A 22363-nucleotide genomic window follows, 5' to 3' on the forward strand; every position below is an offset into this window, starting at 1 on the left:
TATCGGGAAAAGCTGACCGCTTAGAATCAATGCCACAGGGGCTTTTTAGATGTCTACTTGACAGGGGGCAGACCAGGAGCTGGGGGGCGTTTAACCAGAAAACTCAGGCAGTATCAATTCTGCCTGAGGGGGAATAATGCCACTACACAAGCATGGTTATAGGGAATTCTATGGCAATGGCACCCGTAGGACAGCCTATGCGGCAACAAGCGCAGTGCCAGCACTCCTCGGGATAGTGAACGAAAGGCCCATCTTCATCCCTGTCAAGGATATAGTTTGGGCAGCGTTCCACGCAGGTTCCACAATCAATGCAGTGCCCGCAGTGCATACATCTGGATGCTTCCGCCTGTGCCTGTTCCGTAGTGAATCCAGTGTCGAACTCCTCAAAAGGTAGAAAATGAGTCCGGGCACAAGCCGAGTGCTGACGGGGCGCGTGTTCATGGTAGGACGGGTTTTCGATCTCTTCAAACAGGACGACGTGTTGCTCCTGCTGAACCGTGTTGCTGTTCAAGGACAGTTCCAAGGTATCGTCTTCGTTTTCCCTGAAATAGACTTCAGGGAACTGCTCCAGACCTTCCAGCCAGCAATGAACGCCTATGGCCGTCTTTCTGCCGCTTCCCACGGCTGAAGCCACTGTAGCCGGACCGGTAACAATATCACCTGCAGCGAAAAGCCCGTGTGCAGACGTTTGCTGGAACTCGTCCACAATCAAATGCCCACGTGCCGTCCTTTCGAGGGACAACCCTTCCAGGAAATCCATGTCAGGAAGCAATCCGCTGGCACAGATAACCGTGTCCGCAGTCAGTGTCAGTTCCTTGCCTTCATGAAATTTGGCAATTAACTCACCAGTATCGCTGAACGTAAACTTTTCAAGTCGCGCTGCTTTGACTACACCGTTTTCAACACCAATGGCAAGACACGAGGCATGAAGTGAGATGCCTTCCATTCTGGCCTGTTCCACTTCCTCAGCAGGAGCCTTGATAGCATCCTGCGCTTCGGGAAAGACAAGACTCACGGACGCGGCGTTCAACCGCTTCGCGGTGAAAGCGCAGTCAAAAGCCACTCCACCGCCGCCGAGCACGACCACGTTCTTTCCAGCAAGACTTCGGCGAGCCAAATTGCTGGAGCTAAGAAAACTGACCGCTGGAACAAGTCGTTCATGACCGGGAATGTCAAGTATGCGTTCTTTCTGGTTGCCGATGGCCACCACCGTGGCATCATACGACTCCATAATCGTCGAAAGTGCCACGTCCTGTCCTACTCGTACATTGGTATGAGCAGTCACGCCGAGCGACAGAATATGCCCCGTTTCTCTTTCCACAATATTCTTCGGAAGTCTGAAATCCGGAACGGACATACGTGGAACTCCGCCAAGCACGGCACCTGCTTCAAATACGGTAACGGCATGGCCCATAAGACGAAGAAAATAGGCGCAGGTCATGCCTGCAGGACCAGAACCGATGATCGCCACCTTTTTCTTTGTATCCACGCGAGGCGTCAGCCTTGAGACGAACGGAGTATCGGCAGCAAATCTCTCCAGTGCCCGAATAGATACACCCTCGTCATATTTGCGACGGTTACAGTGCATCTCGCAGGGATGTGTACATATACGTCCTGTCACACCGGGAAATGGATTCCTCGTCAGCAGGACAGCATGTGCTTCCGTCGGTTTTCCTGCTTTGAGCAGTGTTTCAACGGCCTGAATACGGTTTCCCGCGGGGCAGGAGGCTTCGCAAGGGGAAGTTCTGCTCTGGCGCTTCTGGAAACCTGACACAACCAGCTTTTTCAATTCCTTACTATATCTGGGGGGCATGTTCTCTATCCTTTTCGGTTGACTATGGCGTCATTTCACTGCCAGAAAATCCTGGGCTGACCATTTGTCTTTTCCACAATCATAAGGCGATTCATGGCCGGATCGGGTTCGGGGTAGTCCGATCGTATATAGATGGTGCTTGAAGACGTTTCCCGATGCTCTATACTGGCCAGGACCACAAGTTTGCACATTTCCAGAAGCGTAAGCGCTTCATGGGCGCGCATCAGTTCATGCCAGTTATCGACGGTAAGGTCATCCTTGAGTTCCTCGATCCGTGCCAAACTGTCCAGAGCCTGTTTCATGCCACGCTCATTGCGCACATAGCCCATGTAATAGTCCATGACCTGCCGAATAGCGCTCTCAAACTGTGAATAACGGGTGCTTCCCTCAGAATGCAGAGGAGCCAGCACGCGACGTCGTTCCTGTTCTATTTCCTCTTCGTTTACGTCAGGAATACCGGCGATGTGTCCGGCCTTTTCCGCTGCATGACCACCAGCAGCATACCCACCGCACATAGCGCCGGAAAATGCATGAAAACCGGTTCCCACAAAAAGTCCGGGGATGCTGCTTTCAAAATGCTCATCGCGCATAACCAGCCCTTCCAGAGCAAGATCACCGATCTCCACTTCCATCAGCTTGTTATAGAGATCCACCCCCTTCTGCTCAGAGTACTCCTTCCAAGTGGCTTTATCGCCTGGCATAAGTTCTTCCGAGAGTACACGTTGACTTTCATGGCAAAGACTGCGCGTATCCATATAAAAAGGCGGGCCATAACCGGCAAGCTGTTCTTTGAACAGCCCCTGAACGAAAAGATGTCGGGGAGCCTGTTCTCTCATGGGGTGATACTTGCCCATGAAACGCTCGCCTTTGTAATTCAGTGCTGCGCCCCCCTCGCCCGTAAGGCCGTTCATGCCTGGGCAGCCGAAACTTTTGGGCAATACAGTTGCCGTCTGTCTGGTGTCCAGGCAGGCAATACGGGCACCGGCTTCATAGGCAAGAATATAGTGCGCGCCCGTATTATGACTGGGGAACTGCGCATTGAAAGGATTCCTCGTTGAATTGGTTGCGACTCGAGTGGCTCTCGGTCCCAAGGACAGCACGGCGGTCTTGCAGCGGATGACGTGAAATTCCCCATTCAGAACATTATAGCCCAGTGCGCCGGTCATCCGGCCTTCCTTGACTAACAACTTCGTGATCATGACATTATCGAGTACGTCAACGCCCATCTCACGGATTTTTTTTGCAATCAGCGGCTTCATGAACTGCCCGTCCCGAATAAGTATCCACCATTTGCCCGGTTGGCCAAAACCCTGAGTGCGCAGATAGCCGCCGTCGTCCGTTTTCCGAAACTGGATCCCTACCTCTGTAAGCCATGCGATTATATGAGGCATGGCCTCCCCCCACTGCCGTACGGTATCAGGAAGCAGTCCGTTGGTCGGAGTACTGTAAAACCTGACCATGTCGTCGATAGTGTCGAAAGGGGCATCAGTATTCAAAACGCCCATAAAATGGTCATTGCCGCCGCCAATGCAGCCGCAGCTTTCCAATTTTCCTTTGTCGACCAGCAGCACGTGCTTTCCGGCTTCGCTCACAGCTATGGCTGCTCCGCAACCACTGGCCCCCCCACCGAGAACCAGTACTTCGGTCTCGTGATAATGGATGGTGTTTTCTTCTTCGGACATAGTCTCTCCTGAGAGTAAAAAGGTCAGAGCGCATTTTCTGTTTTTTTGGCAGAAAACGATTTATGCACCAGCCCCTGATGAATAAAAAACGAGAAGCTTGAAATCACAGCCGGAAGGATGAGCCAAGGTTCACGGAAAAACATACAGCTCACCATAAGTATACCTATGACAAAACTGACGATTCGGGCCACCCTGCCTACGGGCATAAAGGTAAAGCCGCAAATACTCATACTCAGTAGAAGTACGGCGCCCAACCCCCAAAAGAAAGCGAGAAGACTGACGAAAATCCCGGCAGTAGTCTGGCCAAGCATAACCTCAGGAGCGAACACACAGAGGAAGGGAATGATAAAGGCTACAAATCCAACCTTGAACGCCTCGAACGCAGTCTTCATATAAGACGAACCTGCTATGCCTGATGCAGGTATTGCTGCCGTGGCCACAGGCGGAGTAATGCTGGAAAAAACGGCAAAAATAAACACATACATATGCGCAGCAAGGGTCGGCACTCCAAGGTTGACCAGTGCGGGAACTCCCACCATTGCAACCATGAGATAGGCAGCAAGAGTAGGAACTCCCATACCGAGAAGTATGCAGACAAATGCCGTAATGATAAGAGCAATGAAGACATTGCCGCCGCAGAGAAGCGTGATAATGGAGGGGATACGAATGCCAAGAGAAGTCTTGGTCATAACTGCAACGATAGGGCCGAGAAGGGCACAAGTTACGGCAATCTTTGCACCTGTCACTGCACCCTCCCGCAGTTCAGGAATCAATGTAGGGACAGCATCCTTGAATTTGCCTTCACTCAACAGGTGAAAAGCGTTGAGCAGAAGCAGTACCATGACGCCCCAGAACACCGTGAACATTGGGGAATACCCGAGAAAAAGAAGCGCCATGATCACTCCGAGAGGACCAAGGAACAACGGCGCATCTCTGAAAATTTGTCTGCTGGTGTAGGCATCACTAAAAAGAGCTGAAGCATCGATACGGAGCTTTTTTGCCTGAAGCTGTGCATAAATGCCGATGGAGAGAAAATACAGCAGTGCAGGAAGAAAGGCTGCCGTCATGACTTCCACATAAGGGGTGCTGGCCATTTCTGCCAGAACAAAGGCTGTCGCTCCCATGACCGGCGGCATGATCTGTCCGCCCGTAGACGCTGCTGCTTCAATAGCTCCGGCCTGATAGGGCTTGTAGCCAGCCTTTTTCATCAGTGGAATGGTGAATGTTCCCGTCGTGACCACGTTTGCCAGGGAACTGCCGGTAATCGACCCGACGAGCGCACTGGAAATAACCGAAGAAATGGCTGGCCCCCCGGCCAGACGTTTGCCTGCAGCAGCCCCCACACGGTTGAAGAACTGACTGGCACCTGTAGCTGATAAAAGCGAGCCGAATATGACAAACAGAAAAATATAATTTGCGCTTACGCTGAGGGTACTTCCGTATACCCCACCGGATAACCCCATGACAAAAGAAGTCATCATTTCCATGTAGCTGATTTCAGGAGCAGCTATGGCACCGGGAAGCATATGCCCGAAGAAGCAGTACAGGATAAAGCATACGGCGACCAGCGGGAAAGCCAGCCCGAAAGCCCGTCGTGATGCTTCTATGCATAGAACGACAATCATCGTGGCTACAACCATATCCTGTGTGTTTAGCATTCCTATAGGACCACGGATTTCCTGAAGCTCTGTGTATTCAAGAAATATATACCCTGTTGCATATATTGAAAGAAGGATTAAAATAAATGCTATAACTTTTTTAAAATATTTTTTTTCTTTATGAAATGACATGAGATAGACCAGACAAAGGGCACACATGAGATGAAGATTCTGATGTTGAGTTGGCTCAATGAGTACCATCTGTGTATATATCATATGGTAAACAATCATGAATATCCCAAGGATAGTCATGATCACAATAACGGACTTATCAAGCAGCTTCACGAAAGTTTCCCCTTGTTTGATCGCAAGAAGGCAGGGAAGGGCTACCGTTCCCTGCCTTGACCTTTAGCGAAGACCTTTTTCCTTGTAGTAACGAAGAGCACCGGGATGGATATCCTCATCCCTGAAAAATTCTTTGGAAGGAACCGTCACAGAAACCGACATCGCTTTGCCAACAGGAGTAAATTTGGTAAATGCCTCAGCCTGCTCGCAAAGCAGTTTGGCAATGGTATACGCCAGTTCATCTGGAGTTTCCTCAAAACCGCCGATGCCGAGGCGCTCTTCCCAGGCCATGATGTCCTGGGCGGGGACATTTTCCGCTATACTGCCCTTGGGCATAAGTACAGGTATGTAAAGCATCTTTTCTGCTTCGGCCGCTTCTCTGATATATTTTTCATCAACACTGATGAAGTGCGGGGCACCGCGAGACGCCACGATTTCTGCATAGGCAGGAATAGGCATCCATGGACCGGAGGCAGAAGTCGTGACGCCAAGCGCACCAACATCTGCAGTTCCGTCCAGAAGTCCATTCTGTACAGCCGTCCAGTTGGCATAGGTGGGCTTCATATCCTTACTGTTGGGGATAGCTCTTTTGAGAATATTCCAGAAATGCCATCCACTGCTGGAAAGAACGCTGGTGGTAATAAAACGCTTGCCACTCATATCGGCGACAGTTTTGATATCGTCCGCATAGGTAATGAGCGTCTGGATATTCTGGGTGATGAATCCGATAATTTTGACATTTGTTACCGGTGCAGAATAAGGACGGTTTCCTTGTATGGCGTCAACAAACGATGTGGTACTCATGGCAAAAATCGTCTTTTCAGGCTTCTGGGAAGCCTTGAGCAGACTGGCAGGAGAGCCTGTCGTCTCCACCGGCAGAAGTTCAAACTGCGGGGCCTGCGCCTTGATGATTTCCGAAAGTGCAAAACAATACTGGTACTGAGTGCCCCCGAAAATTCCGGCAGTGATCTCAAAGCGTTCAGCAGCCTGGGCACCGAAAGTAGTACACGCCAAAATTCCGAGTGAAGTGACGAGGTGTTTCAGCATGGCTAGTCTCCTTAGAGGGTAAAAATCGCCTTAGCAAAATTATTACCGCGAAAATTTTATGAAAGTAAAAACAAATATTTTTATACCTCAATCAAATATTTTAATAATTCCACCTCGGTAGACGAATTTTCAAAAAACACTCGACCGTTTTTTCGCCGAATATCCTGCCAAAGCTGAATATCCTGTCAAAATTAAAAAATAAATAAGTTAGTGGAAAAGCAAATCAACATTGCTCAAAGGGTAATATTCTTGTTTCAAACAAACTCACCCCGTATTTCTGTCTTGATGACGCAGCTTGGAGCCATTGCAGGAGCTGCCCTTGACAAAATAAAAAATGATGGAAAAAATCAAAATACTATCTTTAGTTATCTGCGCCAAGAGAGGGGAAAATGATACCAGAAATTAATGGTGATTTTTTACAACAGTTAAAAAGTTTCTATTTTGTCGCAACATATGGAAGTGTTTCTACTGCAGCAAATCATATGAATCGTACCCAAAGTGCAGTAACCTATCAAATACAATTACTTGAAAAAGGTCTAAATATTGTTCTTTTCTTGAGAATAAAAAACAAAATGGTTTTAACAGATGAGGGTCAGGCTCTTCTTAAATGGACATTAAAAATATTCGATGACATATTAGGAATGCATGAAGATCTTCAAGGAGATCTACAACAAGGTTATCTGCGTATCGCAAGCACCAGACCTGTATTCAGTTCTGAAAAATTTGTTCAGACATTCATGACTTTTCATGAGGAATATCCAAATATTTATGTTTCTTTAAACAGCGGTCATCCTGCACTGCTTCATTCTAGCATAAAAAATGGACAAACTGATTTCGGTATCATCGGGACGTCAACTCACCTTGACGATCTTGATTTTATTCCTCTGTTTCAGTCACCTTTTCTTCTGGTTACAGAAAAGAGAGCAAATTTCGATATCTTGTCTATTACACCGGAAACGCTGAAAACACTTCCTTACATTTCTTTTTCCGTAAATTTAAATGAGAAAATATCAAAATATTCTCTCCTCCCTCATGAAATTCAAGATTATATGGACAATGCTTCTGTACTTTCATGCAGTAATTATTATGTTATAATGAAATATGTTGCTATGGGATTTGGGTGTACAATTATAGATGCATTTTCATTACAAAGTTTTGATTTTATTAACAATATACATATAATAGATTTACAATCTATAATTCCACCACTTCAATATGGATTATTAATAAGAAAGAAAAGCAATATGTCAAAATCAAAAAATAGATTTATCGATATATTAACAACCAATTTAAAAAATATGAATTTTGGTGATTATATAAATAAATTTAATGATAAAATACATAATAGTTAACATTATCTGCTTGGTTTTTTTGCAAGTAATCGGATTCCCATACCTAAAGTAATATTATGCAATGATAACTCTGTATAAGAAGAAAAGACAGGTGGACAATCTACCAGTCTAACACAAACGCAGGGCACTCATGAGTTTCCAGACGCTGTCTCTTGTGAACGTAAGGTGTGTTCATCGAGTCTGTCCTCCACCGTAGGCGTTTCTACTTGCAAGCGTGTGGCAGGATTTTTTCTCTTGCCATGCAGGAGAATGATGCTTTTGCAGCTTGGTAAATTTTGAGGAGAGGCAGGCTGCCTTGTTCCCCATGATTCCACTAAAACAGGATTGAAGGTTATTAAACAATAAACTTTGGATGGCTTCTCGGTTCACACTGTACGCAGAAATGGTGCGCCTTTTTTAGAGTTTTTCTGCCTGTTGCGATGCAGACTAGGTCGGACAGTGCAGAATGTGCAGTCATGCCCATAGGTTATTCTCTGCCGAGCGGCAGAGAGTTTAATTAAAAGTTATCCCCACCCTTGCTGGTCAAACAGCGTACAGTGAACCGTTCTAACAGGCTTGAGGCATGGGTTCGCATTCTACCATGATGGAAAAGGCTCAAAGCGGAGTCATGTCCAGTAGGACATGAAATATTCACTTTAACTTGGAAATCATGTTTCCAAATAGCAACAGAGGCAAACTGTGGCCGCCATACTCGAAGAATGCGGACTGGAAGCAGCCGTCAGCGAGACATCCAGCGTATCATCTGGAGCAAGTTCTTTATCAATATGTCCATCACTGAATAATTGAAGCTCTCCTGACTAACGCTCCTCCCAGAAGACCTTGCGCACGTCCTCGGGAACAGGGCGGCCGAAACGGTTGCCCACGAGGAAGGCCGGCACGGCTGCCGCCAGAGCGGGCACGATGGGGAGTATGCCGAACGGGGAAATTTTTGCCGCAGAGAGGATCAGGAATACGGCCAGGCCTGTCAGTATGGACGCGACCGCGCCGCAGGCGTTGGCGGATTTGCAGTACAGTCCGAGAACGATGGGGCACAGGAACACGGCCTCGAGACCGCCGAAGGCGAAGAGGTTGATCCATACCAGAAGCTGCGGCGGGTTAAAAGAGGCCAGAAAGACGATGACGCCCACGCCGAAGGTGCAGCAAAGGCTCATGCGGTTGATGGCCTTCTGCGAGACGTTGGACACATCGTTCTTCAGGGCGTAGCGGATATAGAGATCCTTGATGATGGTGGCGGATACGAGCAACAGCATGGTATCCACGGTGGACATGATGGCCGCCACGGGTCCGGCCACAAAGACCCCGGCCCAGAAGGGCGGCAGGAGTCTGAGAATAAGCGTGGGAATAATCAGGTCGCCGGAGGGCAGATCCGGCAGAACGGCCCGTCCCAATGCTCCCGCAAGATGCATGCAAAGCAGCAGGAAGCCGATAATAAGCGTCCCCAGAATCATGGCCTCGTGCATGGAACGGGAATCCTTGTAGCCGAAGCAGCGCTGCACGGTCTGCGGAAGTCCCAGTATGCCGAGTCCCACGAGTATCCAGAAGGAAAACAGCATGGGGGCGGGGATCCTGCCTTCGGCACCGGAGGGCGAAATCAGGCCCGGATCAATGGCCCGCAGATCCTGCATACATCCGGCCATGCCGCCGCCCGCATCAAGGACGGCCAGAAGCACGACCACGGCGGCCACCACCATGACCACGCCCTGGAGAGCATCGGTGAGCACCACGGCACGGAAGCCGCCCACCGTGGTATAGAGCACCACGGCAAAACCGAAAATGCCCAGTCCCACTTCATAGGGATAGCCGGTTACAGCCTGAAACACACGCGCTCCGCCGATGAACTGCGCGATCATGGACGCAGCAAAAAACATGAGTACCGCCACGGAGCAGAGGAGAACCACGGCGTTGCTGCGGTAGCGGGCATACAGGAAATCCGTGACGGTCACGGCGTGAAGGCGGCGGCCCAGCATGGCAAAGCGCTTGCCGAGCACACCCAGTGTGAAGAAGGTGGTGGGAACCTGAATCATGGCCAGAAGCACCCAGCCCAGCCCCAGCGTGTAGGCCACTCCCGGCCCGCCAACAAAGCTGCTCGCGCTGGTGTAGCTAGCGATGATGGTCATGGCCAGAACAAAGCCGCCCATGGTTCGTCCGCCAATAAAGTATTCTTCAATCGCCGAAGCTCCTGCGTCCCTGCGTGTCTGCCGCCGTGACCAGAGCGCCAGCGCGAGAGTCAGAAGAAGATAGACCACGAGAGGTACAAAGACGAGGTTCATCTGTCATCCTCCTTCCGGGAATCATTCTCCGACCCGTCCAGAGGCATATCAGAAAAGAAAAAGCGCACGACACCCCACAAAAGCAGAGTGATCACGGGGTAGCCGAGGACACAGCTGTAAAAGAACCACGCGGGCATACCCCAGACGTAGGTATACTCTGCGGGATCTCCGGCCCCAGGACCGAAGGCGAAAACCGTCCACCAGAGAAAGAAGAAAACGTAAAGGCCGAGCGTGATGAGAGCCTCACGATTGGCCTGCCGAAATGATGATCGCATGAGAAAACTCCTGTTCCGAAACCTGTAACCAGCGGACAGAATAAGCAATTTCATCAGGGTGTCAACGTTTGATGGAGGGCTGGTCAACCCTGCGGAAAAGCGCTAAGAGAATGGCTGAAACCACGTTCGGAAGGGAGCGTCTCATGCTGCGTTTTGAATGCGATTACGGGGAAGGAGCGCATCCGCGGGTACTGGAACGGCTGACGGCCACGAATCTCGAACAGACGCCAGGCTATGGGGAAGACGCCTATTGCGCCGAAGCTCGGGAACTTCTGCTCTCGGTCTGTGCGCAGAACGCGGATCGTGCGGACGTGCATTTCGTGATTGGAGGTACGCAGGCCAACGCCCTGACCATCGCCGCCGCGCTGAAGCCCTGGCAGGGCGTACTCTGTGCCGTCAACGGGCACATCAACGTCCACGAGGCCGGAGCCGTGGAAGCCTCCGGCCACAAAGTCCTTGCACTGCCTGCGTGCGAGGGGAAAATCACGGCGGAACAGGTGTGTGAGGCCGTGGATGCGCACCGCCGCAGCAGTGCACGGGAGCACATGGTGCAGCCGGGCATGGTCTATCTTTCGAACCCCACGGAGTTCGGCACCCTGTACAGCAGGGCCGAACTCACGGCGTTGAGCGAAACCTGCCGAACTCTTGGCCTGCTGCTGTTTGTGGACGGCGCACGCATGGGCTACGGACTCATGGCAGAGGGCAATGATCTCACACTGCCTGACTATGCGAACCTGTGCGACGCCTTCACCATCGGCGGAACCAAGGTTGGAGCCTTGTTCGGCGAGGCTGTAATTCTTACGGCTCCCATGCTACGTACCGATTTTCGCTGCCTCATGAAGCAACGCGGGGCCATGCTGGCCAAAGGACGGCTGCTGGGCCTGCAATTCCTGGCCTTGTTCGAGGGCGGGCTGTACTTCCGTATTGCGGCACATGCTGATGCACTGGCCATGCGTCTGCATCGGGCCTTTGAACAGCACGGCTGGCCGCTGTTTTTCAACTCCCGTACCAACCAGCAGTTCCCCGTGGCGTCCAACCGGGAACTTGCGCAGCTTGCAGAGCGCTACGCCTTTGAGGAATGGCAGAGAATGGATGAAGGCCATCGCGCCGTGCGCTTCTGCACGAGCTGGGCGACTTCAGAAGACGCCGTGGACGCGCTTGTCCACGATATTTGCTCTCTCTGACGCTCCGGCGTTCATCAAAAGTTCTCTTGAGGTTTGCCTCCTAGGGGAAAAAGAAGGATAGACAAAACGGCGAAGCCGATAACATTCTTTTCCCCAGTCTTTGCCTTCAGGGGGCAATCCGTACGTTCCTTGCCTGCCGTGTGTGGAACAGTTGGAAGCGTGGGCCGACTGTGACTTAGATCATTGTCTGACTGCCGGCAGTATAAAAAGACGGCCGCCCCAAAGGACGACCGCCTTTTCAGTAAACGAAGTCTGGCGTCTTAGTCGAGGGATGCGGCTTCTTCCACAACGTTGAAGGCTTCGATGATGTCCCCTTCCTTGATGTCCTGGAAGTTTTCAAGACCCACGCCGCATTCAAAGTTGTTCACCACTTCGCGGGCGTCGTCCTTGCCGCGCTTGAGCGACGCAAGACGCCCCGTATAGACCACCACGCCGTCGCGCAGCAGACGCGCCTGAGCGGCGCGGGTGAGCTTGCCGTCCGTGACCATACAGCCAGCGATAATACCAACCTTGGGCAGGGAGAAAATCTTGCGGACTTCTGCCTGTCCAAGGTAGACTTCTTTGGACACCGGAGCCAGCAGGCCGGCCATGGCGCTTTTGATTTCTTCCACGAGTTTGTAAATGATATCGTAGAAGCGGATATCCACCTGCTCCTGTTCGGCGACTTCCTTGACCTTGGCGGTAGGCCGCACGTTGAAGCCGATGATGATGGCGTTGGAGGCCGCCGCCAGCATGACGTCTGATTCGGAAATCGCACCTGCGCCGCCGTGGATAAGCTCGATGCGCACTTTCTCCGTGCCGAGCTTGCGCAGAGACTCGGTAATGGCTTCCAGAGAACCCTGCACGTCGGTCTTGAGCACAACGTTGAGCACCTGCGTTTCCTGAGTGTCGGCGCTTTGCTTGAGGAAGTTCTCCAGCGTCACGCGGGAGACCTTGGCAAGTTCCTTTTCGCGCAGTCTGGTGGCACGGGCATCAGCGATGCGACGGGCCTTCTTTTCATCGTCCAGGCACACGAATTCCTCGCCGGCTTCCGGGACGCCTTCAAAGCCCTGCACTTCCACAGGCATGGACGGCCCGGCTTCTCTGATCTTGCGGCCCTGATCGTTGAACATGGCGCGCACGCGCCCGGAGAAGACTCCGCATACGAAGACATCGCCCTGGTGGATGGTGCCTTCCTGAATCAGAACCGTGGCCACGGGGCCGCGGCCCTTGTCGAGCTTGGCTTCCACCACGCGGCCGTGGGCAGGCTTGTCAGGATTGGCTTTGAGTTCAAGGATTTCGGCCTGCAGTGCGATGAGTTCCAGCAGGTCGTCAAGGCCCTTGCCGGTTTTGGCGGAGACCAGTCCCACCACGGTATCGCCGCCCCAGTCTTCAGGCTGAAGCCCCAGTTCTGAAAGTTCGCGGAGTACGCGGTCAGGGTTTGCGGCTTCCTTATCGATCTTGTTCACCGCGACAAGAATGGGCACGCCTGCGGCGCGCGCGTGATTGATGGCTTCACGGGTCTGATCCATAACGCCGTCATCCGCAGCCACCACCAGCACGACAAGATCCGTGACCTGAGCGCCGCGGGCGCGCATGGCGGTAAAGGCCGCATGGCCCGGAGTATCGAGGAAGACGATATCGCCGCGCTTGGTCTTGACGTGATACGCTCCGATGTGCTGGGTGATGCCGCCGGCTTCGCCGCTGGTCACGCTGGTCTTGCGGATGGCGTCCAGCAGAGAAGTCTTGCCGTGGTCGACGTGCCCCATGATGGTCACGACCGGCGGACGGGGCTTGAGCATTTCAGGCGCATCGGGCGTACTGACGGAGGTCAGGTATTCCTCTTCGGAGAAGCCCACCTTTTCCACTTCATAGCCGAATTCCGAAGCCACGAGCGTTGCAGTGTCAATGTCCAGTGCGTTATTGATGGTGGCCATGACGCCGAGGCCGAACAAAACCTTGATGATCTCGCTGGCCTTCACACCCATCTGATGCGCCAGTTCGGACACTCGGATGGATTCTTCCATACGTATCCTGCGCTTGGCGGCCTTCATGGGCTGGGTGGACTGTACCGCTGCCTGAGGCTGTTGCTTCCTGGGCTTGTGGGCATGGCGGGGACGCACCATGCCTTCATCGTCCAGCATGTCGACATGGCGGCGGAATCCGTCGGACTCCTGAGAAAAATCAACGGTACGGCGGTTTTTGGTATTGCGTTTCCTGCGGCTCTGCTCATTCTCCATAGGTGGTTGCTGGCCAAAGGGCGCAGCAAACGGTGCGCCACTGGAGCGTGACGGGCGATTGCCGCCGGAGCGAGCCGGGCGGCGGCTGTCGCGATCCCGGCTGTCCTTGTCTTCGCCGCGGGAATCGCGGTTGAAACGGGAAGTTCCGCCATCGCGGGAAGGACGGGCGTCGCGGTTATCCCTGCGTCCGCCCTCGCGTCCGCGGACTTCTCCATCGCGGCTGGAAGACGGCGCAGCGGGCCGGACGATACGTGCCTGAGCGGGTTCGGGCCGGGAAATGACGCGCACACGGGGACCGTCCGCGGAAGCGCTGCCACCATCGCGGCGGCGTTCGCTTGCGGGCGGCAGCAGGCTGGGCTTCGAGGAGCCTTCCGGCTCGGCGGAAGCCGCCGGCGCACGGCGGGACTGCTCGGATCTGGACGCAGATTTGGCAACGGGCCTGGCGATCTCTTTGGCGGCTTCCTTCGGAGTCTGTTCCGCAGCTGCGGCCTGTACTTTCTCTTCGGCATGTACCTGCGGGGCAGCGGGTACGGCTTCTGCTGGAATCTCACGCACAGCTTCCGTCTTGGAAGCTTCCTGAGCCTCCGGCTTGACCTCAGACTTGGGCTCTTCCTTGAAAACAGGGACCGCGGGCGTGGCTTCAACCGTCTTGGCGGCGTTTTCCTCTGTAGCCGTGCGAATCACGCGTGCAGCCGGGATCTCGGCTCGCTTTGACGAGCGGGAACGACGGGACTTTTCCGGTTTGGCCGCGGGAGCGGCTTTGGCGTCTTCCCCACTTTCGGGTACGGCAGGCGTGGCGTCCTTCTTTTCGGTTTCCTTTTCAGGAGCTGGTGCAGGCACGGCTGCCACCGAAGTTTCCTCTGGCTTTTCCGTTACCTTTTCCGCCGGAGCTGGTGTCGAAGCTGGAGCCTGGGCTGCTGGGGCGGCTTCTGCCGCAACCGGCCTGGCGCGACGGCGAACGACCACATCTCTGCGAGCGGACGCAGCAGCTTCCTGCTTCTTGACCTTGACTTTTTCGTATTCTTCCGAGGAGATGGAACCGCCAACGGTCTTGTTTATTCCCATCTCGTGCAAAAGAGCGACCAGCGCCTTTGCATCCATGCCCTGTTCAGCCGCGGCATCTTTGATTTTTATCTTGCTCATGAATTGCTTCCCCTGGGATGTTTACGCCTGAACTTTGCTGCGAAGCGTTCCTGGCACTGTGGATCGCTGCACACATACCGGCCCCGGCCCGGTTTCGCCTGCGAGGCATCCGCTTCGAGTCCGTTCCCGACGGCGCCGCCTTCTCCGGCCGACACGAACCGCAAAAGCTGCGGCTTGGCAAAGCGCCGTCTGCATATGACGCACATACGGACAGGCTCCCGCCCTTTCGCCATACTAGTCGTCTTCCCTTTGCTGTTCCGGCTCAGACGCTTCCGAGGAAGGACTGAGGAAATTGACCGCAGCACGCAGATCGGCGATGCGCGCTTCGGAGAGTTCCAGTTTTTCGGCAAGTTCCGCGTCTGTCGCCTGTTTCAGGGCATCCAGGCTGCGGAATCCTGCCGCGGTGAGGCGATCTACAGGGAGCTCGGCCACGCTGGCTACCTGTTCCAGCCCGCGCCCTGACGCATTCGCTTCATTGTACTTGGATTCGCTGAAAATATCGATCTTCCAGCCCAGAAGCCGCGCGGCGAGCTTCACGTTCTGTCCCTTGCGGCCGATGGCGTTGGTGAGCTGATCATCGGGTACGGAGACCTCCAGAAGATTGGAGCTTTCGTCCACAACGATGCGGGATACGACGGCGGGGGTCAGAGCATTCCGGGCATAGGTGGCGATGTCGGCGTTCCAGACGACAATGTCGATACGTTCGCCATGCAGTTCCTGCACAACGTTCTGGATGCGGGAACCGCGTACGCCCACGCAGGCGCCTACGGGGTCGATGTCGTGTTCGCGGGAGAGCACAGCAACCTTCGCCCGTGAACCGGGATCCCGTGCCACGCCCATGATCTGCACACTGCCATCGTCCACTTCGGGAACCTCGCGGCGGAACAGGGCGGCCATGTAGTCTCTGTGTGCGCGGGAAATAATGACCTGCGGGCCGCGCCCCTCGCGGCGCACCTCGATGATGAGCGCCTGAATACGGTCATTGCGCTTGTAGTGTTCGCGGGGGATCTGCTCCTCGCGGGGCAGCAGGGCTTCCGTGCGGCCCAGGTTGATGACCCAGCCGCCCTTGTCGCGGCGCTGGATCATGCCACTGACGATCTCGCCCACGCGATCCTTGTACTCTTCGTAAATCTGTTCCTGTTCCGCATCGCGCATACGCTGGATGATGACCTGCTTGGCGGACTGAGCGGCGATGCGGCCCAGATCTTCCACTCTGAGGCGGAAGCCCATCTCATCGTCGAGCTGGATGGACGAGTCGTGCTGGCGCGCGTCTTCCAGAGAAATCTGGGTGAGGGGATCCTCCACCTTTTCCACGACGAACTTGAACTGAAACACCTCGATTTCACCCGTCTCCTCGCTGTAGTGCACTTCCACGTCGAGGCTGTCGCCGTACTTCCGGGTCACGGAGGTACGCACCGCGTCTTCAAGGGTGCTGATGAGCATGTTCCGATCGAGACCCCTGTCCTTGCTGATCTGTTCTATGGCTTTTTTCAGATCCTGACTCATGCTTGTTTACCTCCGTCTGCGCCGGAAGTCCGTACGCCCTTTCCGGCCCGGGGCTTGCTGGTGTCTGGAAATACGGGGACAAGGCGTGCTTTCTTCACCATCTTCCAGTCGATGGACACGTCCGCGGGTTCGGGCTTCGTACCCGGCGCGGGAGGAAACAGCACTTCTACGGTAAAACATTCGCCGTCCACGCCTTTGAGCGGCCCCTTGAACCTGCGCCGACCCGCGATCTCGGGATGCGGCTCCAGAAGTGTCACATCGATGTCTCGGCCTGCATATGCCGCAAGCTGGGCAGGCTCGAAAAACAGACGGTCGAAGCCCGGAGAAGACACCTCCAGCACCCAGGCGCCGGAAAAAATTTCATCCACATCCAGTGCCAGTCCCAGCATACGCGACAGTTCGGCGCATTGATCAACGGAAACACCCTCCAGGACGCCGCCCGTCCCGTCTTCTTCGTCTTGAACCGCGGCGGGGGCGTCCACATACAGACGCACGACGGTTCGCCCTCCGGCCACAAGTTCCACACCCCAGACGCTCAGCCCGAAGGAGGCGGCCAGAGGTGCGGCAGCCTCGCGAACCCGCCGGATGATGCTCTCGGGAGAAAGGTTCTTGCCCATATTATTCCTTATATAATAAAAAAGGGAGGCCGTCGTCAGGCCACCCCGTCAGACCGCCTTATGCGGTACATTAAGGATGTAGAAAAAGCAAGTCCACGCAGAACCTGCCTTTCCACTGCGAAAGGAACTTCTACCCAAAACAACGAAACCTGTCAAGCGTCAATATCAATTTATGATTAATTAAAAAATTTTTTCTTTTCTTTTTCCGGAAATTTTCCTGCCTGAGGCAAGGGTTGAGGGAAAGAAAAAAAGTCGTAACTTTTTTTCCAGTTCACCCCATGTATTGACCGAAAATATTGCCAGGGGCTACTCTAACGTTCTCTTGGCTAAAGGCAACTGGGCCGCAGGCCCTGCTGTAAACAGGCAAAGGCGGAGTTTCATTGACCGCCTTTTGTTATTCTTCTCCGCCCTTCTCCGCAGAGCGGCGCGGAAATAACGAGAGTTTTCAAGGAATATTCATGATCCAGTTCATCAAGAAGAGAGATTCCCGCGTCGTCCCCTTTGATATCGCAAAGATCGACGACGCCATTTTCCTTGCAGCACAGGCTCAGGGCGGCAGCGACAGAGCCATGTCCAAACAACTCGCCGATAAGGTCTACAAAATCCTCGAGTCCGAAGGGCAGGATATTCCCGAAGTCGAACACGTCCAGGACGTTGTCGAAAAGGTGCTTATCAAGGCTGGTCACGCCCGCACCGCCAAGGCCTATATCCTTTACCGCAACGAGCGCACCCGTGTCCGTGAGATGAAAACCCAGCTCATGAACACACTCAAGAAGCTCTCCTTCGCCGATGCCAAGGACTTCGACCTCAAGCGCGAGAACGCCAACATCGATGGAGACACCCCCATGGGCACCATGCTGCGCTACGGCAGCGAGGCCGCCAAGGCCTTCTATAAAAGCTATCTGCTCTCCGCCGAGTTCAGCCGCGCCCATGAAGAGGGAGATATCCACATCCACGATCTGGACTTTCTTTCCCTCACCACCACCTGCTGTCAGATCGACATCAAGAGACTGTTCAACGGCGGTTTCAACACCGGTCACGGCTTCCTGCGGGAGCCGAACTCCATCCAGTGTGCCAGCGCACTGGCCTGCATCGCCATACAGTCCAATCAGAACGACCAGCACGGCGGCCAGAGTATCCCGAACTTTGAGTACGGACTGGCTCCCGGCGTAGCCCGCAGCTTCATCAAGAACATCGACCTCGCCCTCGACATGCGCGACGCCCCTGAAGACTTCCGCGCCGAAGTCAAGCAGGCTCTGTACAGTTTTGCCTTCCCCACGGGAGAATACGCTTCCTTCCGCTCCATCCTCAACGAAAAGGGACAGGCCTTCACCCGCGAGCAGCTTACCGCCCGGCTTTCGGCCAGAGAAGCCGCCCATGTGATGGAAAAGGCACTGGCCCGCACCGACAAGGATACCTTTCAGGCAATGGAAGGACTCATCCATAACCTCAATACCATGCACAGCCGTGCCGGTGCGCAGGTGCCCTTCAGCTCCATCAACTACGGCACCGACACCACACCCGAAGGCCGCATGGTCATCAGGAACACGCTGCTCGCCGAGGACGCCGGTCTGGGCAACGGCGAAACCCCCATTTTCCCCATTCACATCTTCAAGGTGCGCGATGGCTACAGCGCCAATCCCGGCGACCCCAACTACGACCTGTTCAAACTGGCCTGCCGCGTCTCGGCCAAGCGCCTGTTTCCGAACTTCTCGTTCATGGACGCGCCGTTCAACAAGCCCTATCTGCGCGGCAGCGACCCCGACCACGAAGTGGCCTACATGGGCTGCCGTACCCGTGTCATGGCCAACCGCAACGACCCGGAGCGGGAGACAACCTTCGGCCGCGGCAACCTCTCCTTCACCTCCATCAACCTGCCCCGCTTAGGGCTGAAGCATCGCGGCGATGTGGAAGGCTTCTTCCAGGAACTGGACGAAAAGATTGATCTCGTCTTCCGCCAGCTTCTGGAGCGCTTCACCATCCAGAGCGCCAAGGAATGCCGCAACTATCCCTTCCTTATGGGGCAGGGCATCTGGATGGACTCCGCCGGCCTCGCCCCCACGGATCCTGTGGGCGAAGTGCTCAGGCACGGCACGCTGACCACCGGCTTCATCGGCCTTGCGGAATGCCTCAAGGCGCTCATTGGTGTCCACCACGGGGAGTCCGAAGAGGCGCAGGAACTGGGACTGCGCATCGTGCGTACCCTGCGCGAGCGCGCTGATGCCAAGGGCGAAGAGACCAACCTTAACTTCACGCTCATCGCCACCCCTGCCGAAGGACTGGCCGGGCGCTTCGTCAAGTACGACCGCAAGCTCTTCGGCAATATCGCGGGCATTACCGACCGCGACTACTACACGAACTCCTTCCATATTCCGGTCTACTTCCCCATCAGCGCCTTCAACAAAATCCGGCTGGAAGCTCCCTACCATGCCCTGACCAACGGCGGGCACATCAGCTATGTGGAAGTGGACGGGGATCCCCTGAACAACCTTCAGGCCTTTGAAGACATCGTCCGCGCCATGAAGGACATGGGCATCGGCTACGGCTCCATCAACCATCCCGTGGATCGCGACCCCGTCTGCGGCTATACCGGCATCATCGGCGATACCTGCCCCCGCTGCGGCCGTCACGATGGCGAAGGCATCCCCCTCTCCGTCCTGAAGCGCCTCAAGGGCTACGTCCATGACAGCCGCACGAGCGACGAGCGCAGCGAATCCCGCGACAGAATAGCCAATATCAAACTCTAAGGAGAAAGCCTCATGGTTCACGCAAAATCGGACACGTCCGTTGCAGCGGATCAGATCCTCATCGGTTCCAACGTCAAATTCGAACGCATCCGCCGCATCACCGGCTATCTCGTGGGTACGCTCGACCGCTTCAACGATGGCAAGGCCGCCGAAGAACGCGACCGAGTCAAGCACTGCAGCATGAATACCTGGAAGTAACTCATGCTCCACAGACAAAGAGGGCGGCTCCCGGCACGGGAGCCGCCCTCCTTCTGTTGGTGATAGAATCACGGGGAGGCATCGTTCAGCGCCGCAGATATTCGCTGAGGTCGGAGACCAGAATATGATCCAGTTCCTTGCGGTTTGCGGCCTCCGTCTCTGTGAACAGAAAACCGAACACCGGCTCCTTGTGCCAGTCCAGCCGCCGCAGTTCCATGACCTTGCGGAAGGAGGCACAGAGGCGATCGTAGTCGAAGACGTCATCATCGCGCAGACCCGCGGGTGGATTCAGCACGATGAAGGAATAGAGCAGATCTTCCCTGCCGGACAAGAGTGCGTCCCAGTCGGGGCGGCGGTCGCTGAGGAAGTAGTCATAGGTGTAGATGCCGTAAGCGTGCAGTGCAAGATCCGTGAGACACCATCCCGCAAAGCGCATGGGATTGGCCTCGATGGGCACGATACGGCCGCCATTCGTGCGCAGTTCCAGATGCACCGGCAGGTTACGTGCGCCGATGCGCTCGTTCATGCGGTTAAAGAACTGCGTGAACGGCTCCAGATGTTCACGGATGATGGCCGCGCCGGAACAGTACAGTCGGTCGCTTACGTCTTCGGGAGAGGAAAATTCATGGTGGAAGATGTTGAGGATGACGGCCTTGCCATCTCCGTTGTAGTAGAAGTCCACCGCGTATTCCTCACCTTTAATGTATTCCTCAAGGAGAAACACGGCGTTGCTCACCACGCGCCGGTCGTAACCCTTTTCCCACTCCCGTGAATGGTCTCGGATATCGGCAAGAGCACGCTTCCAGTCGTCCTCGTTGAACACGGTGTACACTCCCACGCTGAAGAAGCCAACCGAGGGCTTGAGCACAAAGGGCGTCTTCAGGGTGTGAAAGTCCAGCGCCTCCAGTTCCGCCGCCGGCACTTCTCTGAAGAAGAAATCGGGATAGATCTCGGCCAGCACGCGGCGGAAGGCGGCCTTGTCCTTGAACAGGGCAACGCCTTTCTTCATGGCTTCGTCGGGAGAATGGGAAAGCACCCAGGCCAGTGAGTTTTCGCAGGTCGTGTAGATGCGCTCACCTTTGGCCAGAAGCGCGTCGGCCTCTTCATCGGAGACCAGGTTGAAGCGGCGGTCCTCTCCGGCCTTCAGCGAAACGTCACTGCGCAGCACGGGCACGCCGCTTGTTTCGAGGTAATCTTTCAGTTCGCGGGAAACATACTGTTTGTCCAGAATAATCATGATACAGCCTCACAAGGGAAAATGACAGCGCACGAAGCGTTGGTCGGAAAGAGTGATTTCAGGCGGGGGAATTTCCCGGCACAGGGCGCGGGCCTGGGGACAGCGGGGATGAAAGGCACAGCCTGGCGGAGGAGCAAGGGGGCTTGGCATTTCGCCGGAGAGCAGACGTCCCGCCCCGCGCCGCTCCCGCGAGGGTGCGGACTCGAGGAGTGCCCGTGCATAGGGGTGCGCCGCATGGGCGAACAATTCTTCGCGGGGAGCGAGTTCCACGATACGGCCCAGGTACATGACGGCCACGCGGTCGCTCATAAAGCCGATGACACCGAGATCATGCGAAATGAACAGGTAGCTCAGGCCGCGCGATTCCTGTACATCCTTGAGCAGGTTGAGTACCTGCGCCTGTACCGAGGCATCCAGCGCGGACACCGGTTCATCGCAGACCAGAACCCTCGGCGCAGGCCCCAGCGCTCTGGCCACGGCCACGCGCTGGCGCTGGCCTCCGGAAAATTCGTGGGGATACCGCTCTGCGTGTTCGGGCAACAGCCCCACCTGTCCCAGAAGTTCGTCCACGCGCTTGCGCAGTTCTGCTCTTGAAAGCGGCCTGCCTTCTGTGGCTGCGGCAAGGTGGATGGGTTCGCCGATGCTGGCTCCAACGCTCTGCCTGGGGTCCAGCGAGGAAAACGGATCCTGAAACACCATCTGGATACGCCGGGCGCGCTCGAGCGCCGTCCATGAAAAAAGCGGCCGCTCCTCGAGACGTATCTCGCCGGACGTGGGCGGCAGCAGGCCCATGGTCATGCGGGCGAGCGTGGACTTGCCGCAGCCGGATTCCCCCACCAGCCCCAGCGTCTCTCCGGGCAGCAGCGACAGGCTGACGCCATCCACGGCCTTCACCCGCACACTGCGCGGGTCGAACAGACCGCGGCGTACGGAAAATTCCCGGCACACGTCCCGCCATTCCAGCAATACATCCATAGGAATTCCACAGCAAAAAGTCTTGTGCCCGCCAAGGTCTTGACAGGCAAAGTCATACTACAACAGAGGCTCTTCCGCCGCAAGCGCGGAGAACGGCCCTCCTCGAAGAGAGCATAAAATTACTGGACGCCGGGGCGTTCAAGGTTTAATGGAAA

17 protein-coding genes are annotated in these 22363 nt (G+C 55.0%); 5 read left to right on the forward strand and 12 right to left on the reverse strand.

What is annotated here, in order from left to right; all coding sequences use genetic code 11:
* Window positions 1-142 precede the first annotated feature (142 nt).
* The 4 genes from Q0Z94_RS05555 to Q0Z94_RS05570 form a co-directional block, all read right to left on the reverse strand.
* On the reverse strand, window positions 143-1789 hold the full coding sequence (locus Q0Z94_RS05555; protein ID WP_298068030.1) for an FAD-dependent oxidoreductase: 1647 nt from the start codon (window positions 1787-1789) through the stop codon (window positions 143-145).
* A gap of 59 nt (window positions 1790-1848) precedes the next feature.
* On the reverse strand, window positions 1849-3495 hold the full coding sequence (locus Q0Z94_RS05560; protein WP_298068031.1) for an FAD-binding protein: 1647 nt from the start codon (window positions 3493-3495) through the stop codon (window positions 1849-1851).
* Between the two features lie 23 nt (window positions 3496-3518).
* A complete protein-coding gene (locus Q0Z94_RS05565; RefSeq protein WP_298068032.1) occupies window positions 3519-5438 on the reverse strand; it encodes a TRAP transporter fused permease subunit in 1920 nt (639 codons plus the stop codon).
* 63 nt (window positions 5439-5501) lie between these two features.
* On the reverse strand, window positions 5502-6485 hold the full coding sequence (locus tag Q0Z94_RS05570) for a TAXI family TRAP transporter solute-binding subunit (RefSeq protein ID WP_298068033.1): 984 nt from the start codon (window positions 6483-6485) through the stop codon (window positions 5502-5504).
* 210 nt (window positions 6486-6695) lie between these two features.
* On the opposite strand from Q0Z94_RS05570, the gene Q0Z94_RS05575 reads away from it, so the two are divergent.
* The gene (locus Q0Z94_RS05575) at window positions 6696-6878 is read left to right on the forward strand and encodes a hypothetical protein (RefSeq protein ID WP_298068034.1); all 183 of its coding nucleotides are present in this window, start codon (window positions 6696-6698) and stop codon (window positions 6876-6878) included.
* Window positions 6875-7837 carry a LysR family transcriptional regulator gene (locus Q0Z94_RS05580; protein WP_298068035.1) on the forward strand — a complete coding sequence of 321 codons (963 nt, stop codon included), beginning with the start codon at window positions 6875-6877 and terminating at the stop codon, window positions 7835-7837. Before Q0Z94_RS05575 ends, Q0Z94_RS05580 begins: the two co-directional genes overlap by 4 nt.
* Before the next feature lie 797 nt (window positions 7838-8634).
* Here the strand turns inward: Q0Z94_RS05580 and panF are convergent.
* Both panF and Q0Z94_RS05590 read right to left on the reverse strand, forming a co-directional pair.
* Window positions 8635-10107, reverse strand: coding sequence for a sodium/pantothenate symporter (gene panF / locus Q0Z94_RS05585; RefSeq protein WP_298068036.1), 1473 nt, complete (start codon window positions 10105-10107; stop codon window positions 8635-8637).
* Window positions 10104-10382 (reverse strand): YhdT family protein, encoded by a 279-nt coding sequence (locus Q0Z94_RS05590; protein WP_298068037.1) that lies wholly within the window; start codon window positions 10380-10382, stop codon window positions 10104-10106. The genes panF and Q0Z94_RS05590 overlap by 4 nt, the downstream gene beginning before the upstream one ends.
* A 143-nt stretch (window positions 10383-10525) precedes the next feature.
* Between Q0Z94_RS05590 and Q0Z94_RS05595 the strand changes: the two genes are divergently transcribed.
* On the forward strand, window positions 10526-11566 hold the full coding sequence (locus tag Q0Z94_RS05595) for an aminotransferase class I/II-fold pyridoxal phosphate-dependent enzyme (protein ID WP_298068038.1): 1041 nt from the start codon (window positions 10526-10528) through the stop codon (window positions 11564-11566).
* 260 nt (window positions 11567-11826) lie between these two features.
* On the opposite strand, the gene infB is transcribed toward Q0Z94_RS05595, so the two are convergent.
* The 4 genes from infB to Q0Z94_RS05615 are packed head-to-tail and all read right to left on the reverse strand — an operon-like array spanning window position 11827 to window position 17051.
* Window positions 11827-14928, reverse strand: a complete 3102-nt coding sequence (gene infB / locus Q0Z94_RS05600; RefSeq protein WP_298068039.1) for a translation initiation factor IF-2 — start codon at window positions 14926-14928, stop codon at window positions 11827-11829.
* On the reverse strand, window positions 14925-15161 hold the full coding sequence (locus Q0Z94_RS05605; protein ID WP_298068040.1) for a DUF448 domain-containing protein: 237 nt from the start codon (window positions 15159-15161) through the stop codon (window positions 14925-14927). The genes infB and Q0Z94_RS05605 overlap by 4 nt, the downstream gene beginning before the upstream one ends.
* 1 nt (window position 15162) lies before the next feature.
* Entirely contained in the window at window positions 15163-16434 is a 1272-nt protein-coding gene (gene nusA / locus Q0Z94_RS05610; protein ID WP_298068041.1) for a transcription termination factor NusA, read from the reverse strand.
* Complete coding sequence (locus Q0Z94_RS05615) at window positions 16431-17051, reverse strand: ribosome maturation factor (RefSeq protein WP_298068042.1); 621 nt, start codon at window positions 17049-17051, stop codon at window positions 16431-16433. The genes nusA and Q0Z94_RS05615 overlap by 4 nt, the downstream gene beginning before the upstream one ends.
* Window positions 17052-17509: 458 nt before the next feature.
* On the opposite strand from Q0Z94_RS05615, the gene Q0Z94_RS05620 reads away from it, so the two are divergent.
* A complete protein-coding gene (locus Q0Z94_RS05620) occupies window positions 17510-19798 on the forward strand; it encodes an anaerobic ribonucleoside triphosphate reductase (protein ID WP_298068043.1) in 2289 nt (762 codons plus the stop codon).
* A 12-nt stretch (window positions 19799-19810) separates the two neighbouring features.
* Window positions 19811-19996 (forward strand): anaerobic ribonucleoside-triphosphate reductase, encoded by a 186-nt coding sequence (gene nrdD, locus Q0Z94_RS05625; RefSeq protein WP_298068044.1) that lies wholly within the window; start codon window positions 19811-19813, stop codon window positions 19994-19996.
* A gap of 85 nt (window positions 19997-20081) precedes the next feature.
* On the opposite strand, the gene Q0Z94_RS05630 is transcribed toward nrdD, so the two are convergent.
* Together Q0Z94_RS05630 and Q0Z94_RS05635 are read right to left on the reverse strand one after the other, a co-directional pair.
* Window positions 20082-21233, reverse strand: a complete 1152-nt coding sequence (locus tag Q0Z94_RS05630; protein WP_298068045.1) for an ATP-grasp domain-containing protein — start codon at window positions 21231-21233, stop codon at window positions 20082-20084.
* A gap of 9 nt (window positions 21234-21242) precedes the next feature.
* Entirely contained in the window at window positions 21243-22208 is a 966-nt protein-coding gene (locus Q0Z94_RS05635; protein ID WP_298068046.1) for an oligopeptide/dipeptide ABC transporter ATP-binding protein, read from the reverse strand.
* Window positions 22209-22363 lie beyond the last annotated feature (155 nt).

It is taken from the genome of uncultured Mailhella sp. (genome assembly GCF_947631555.1).
In the GTDB taxonomy this organism is placed as follows: domain Bacteria; phylum Desulfobacterota; class Desulfovibrionia; order Desulfovibrionales; family Desulfovibrionaceae; genus Mailhella.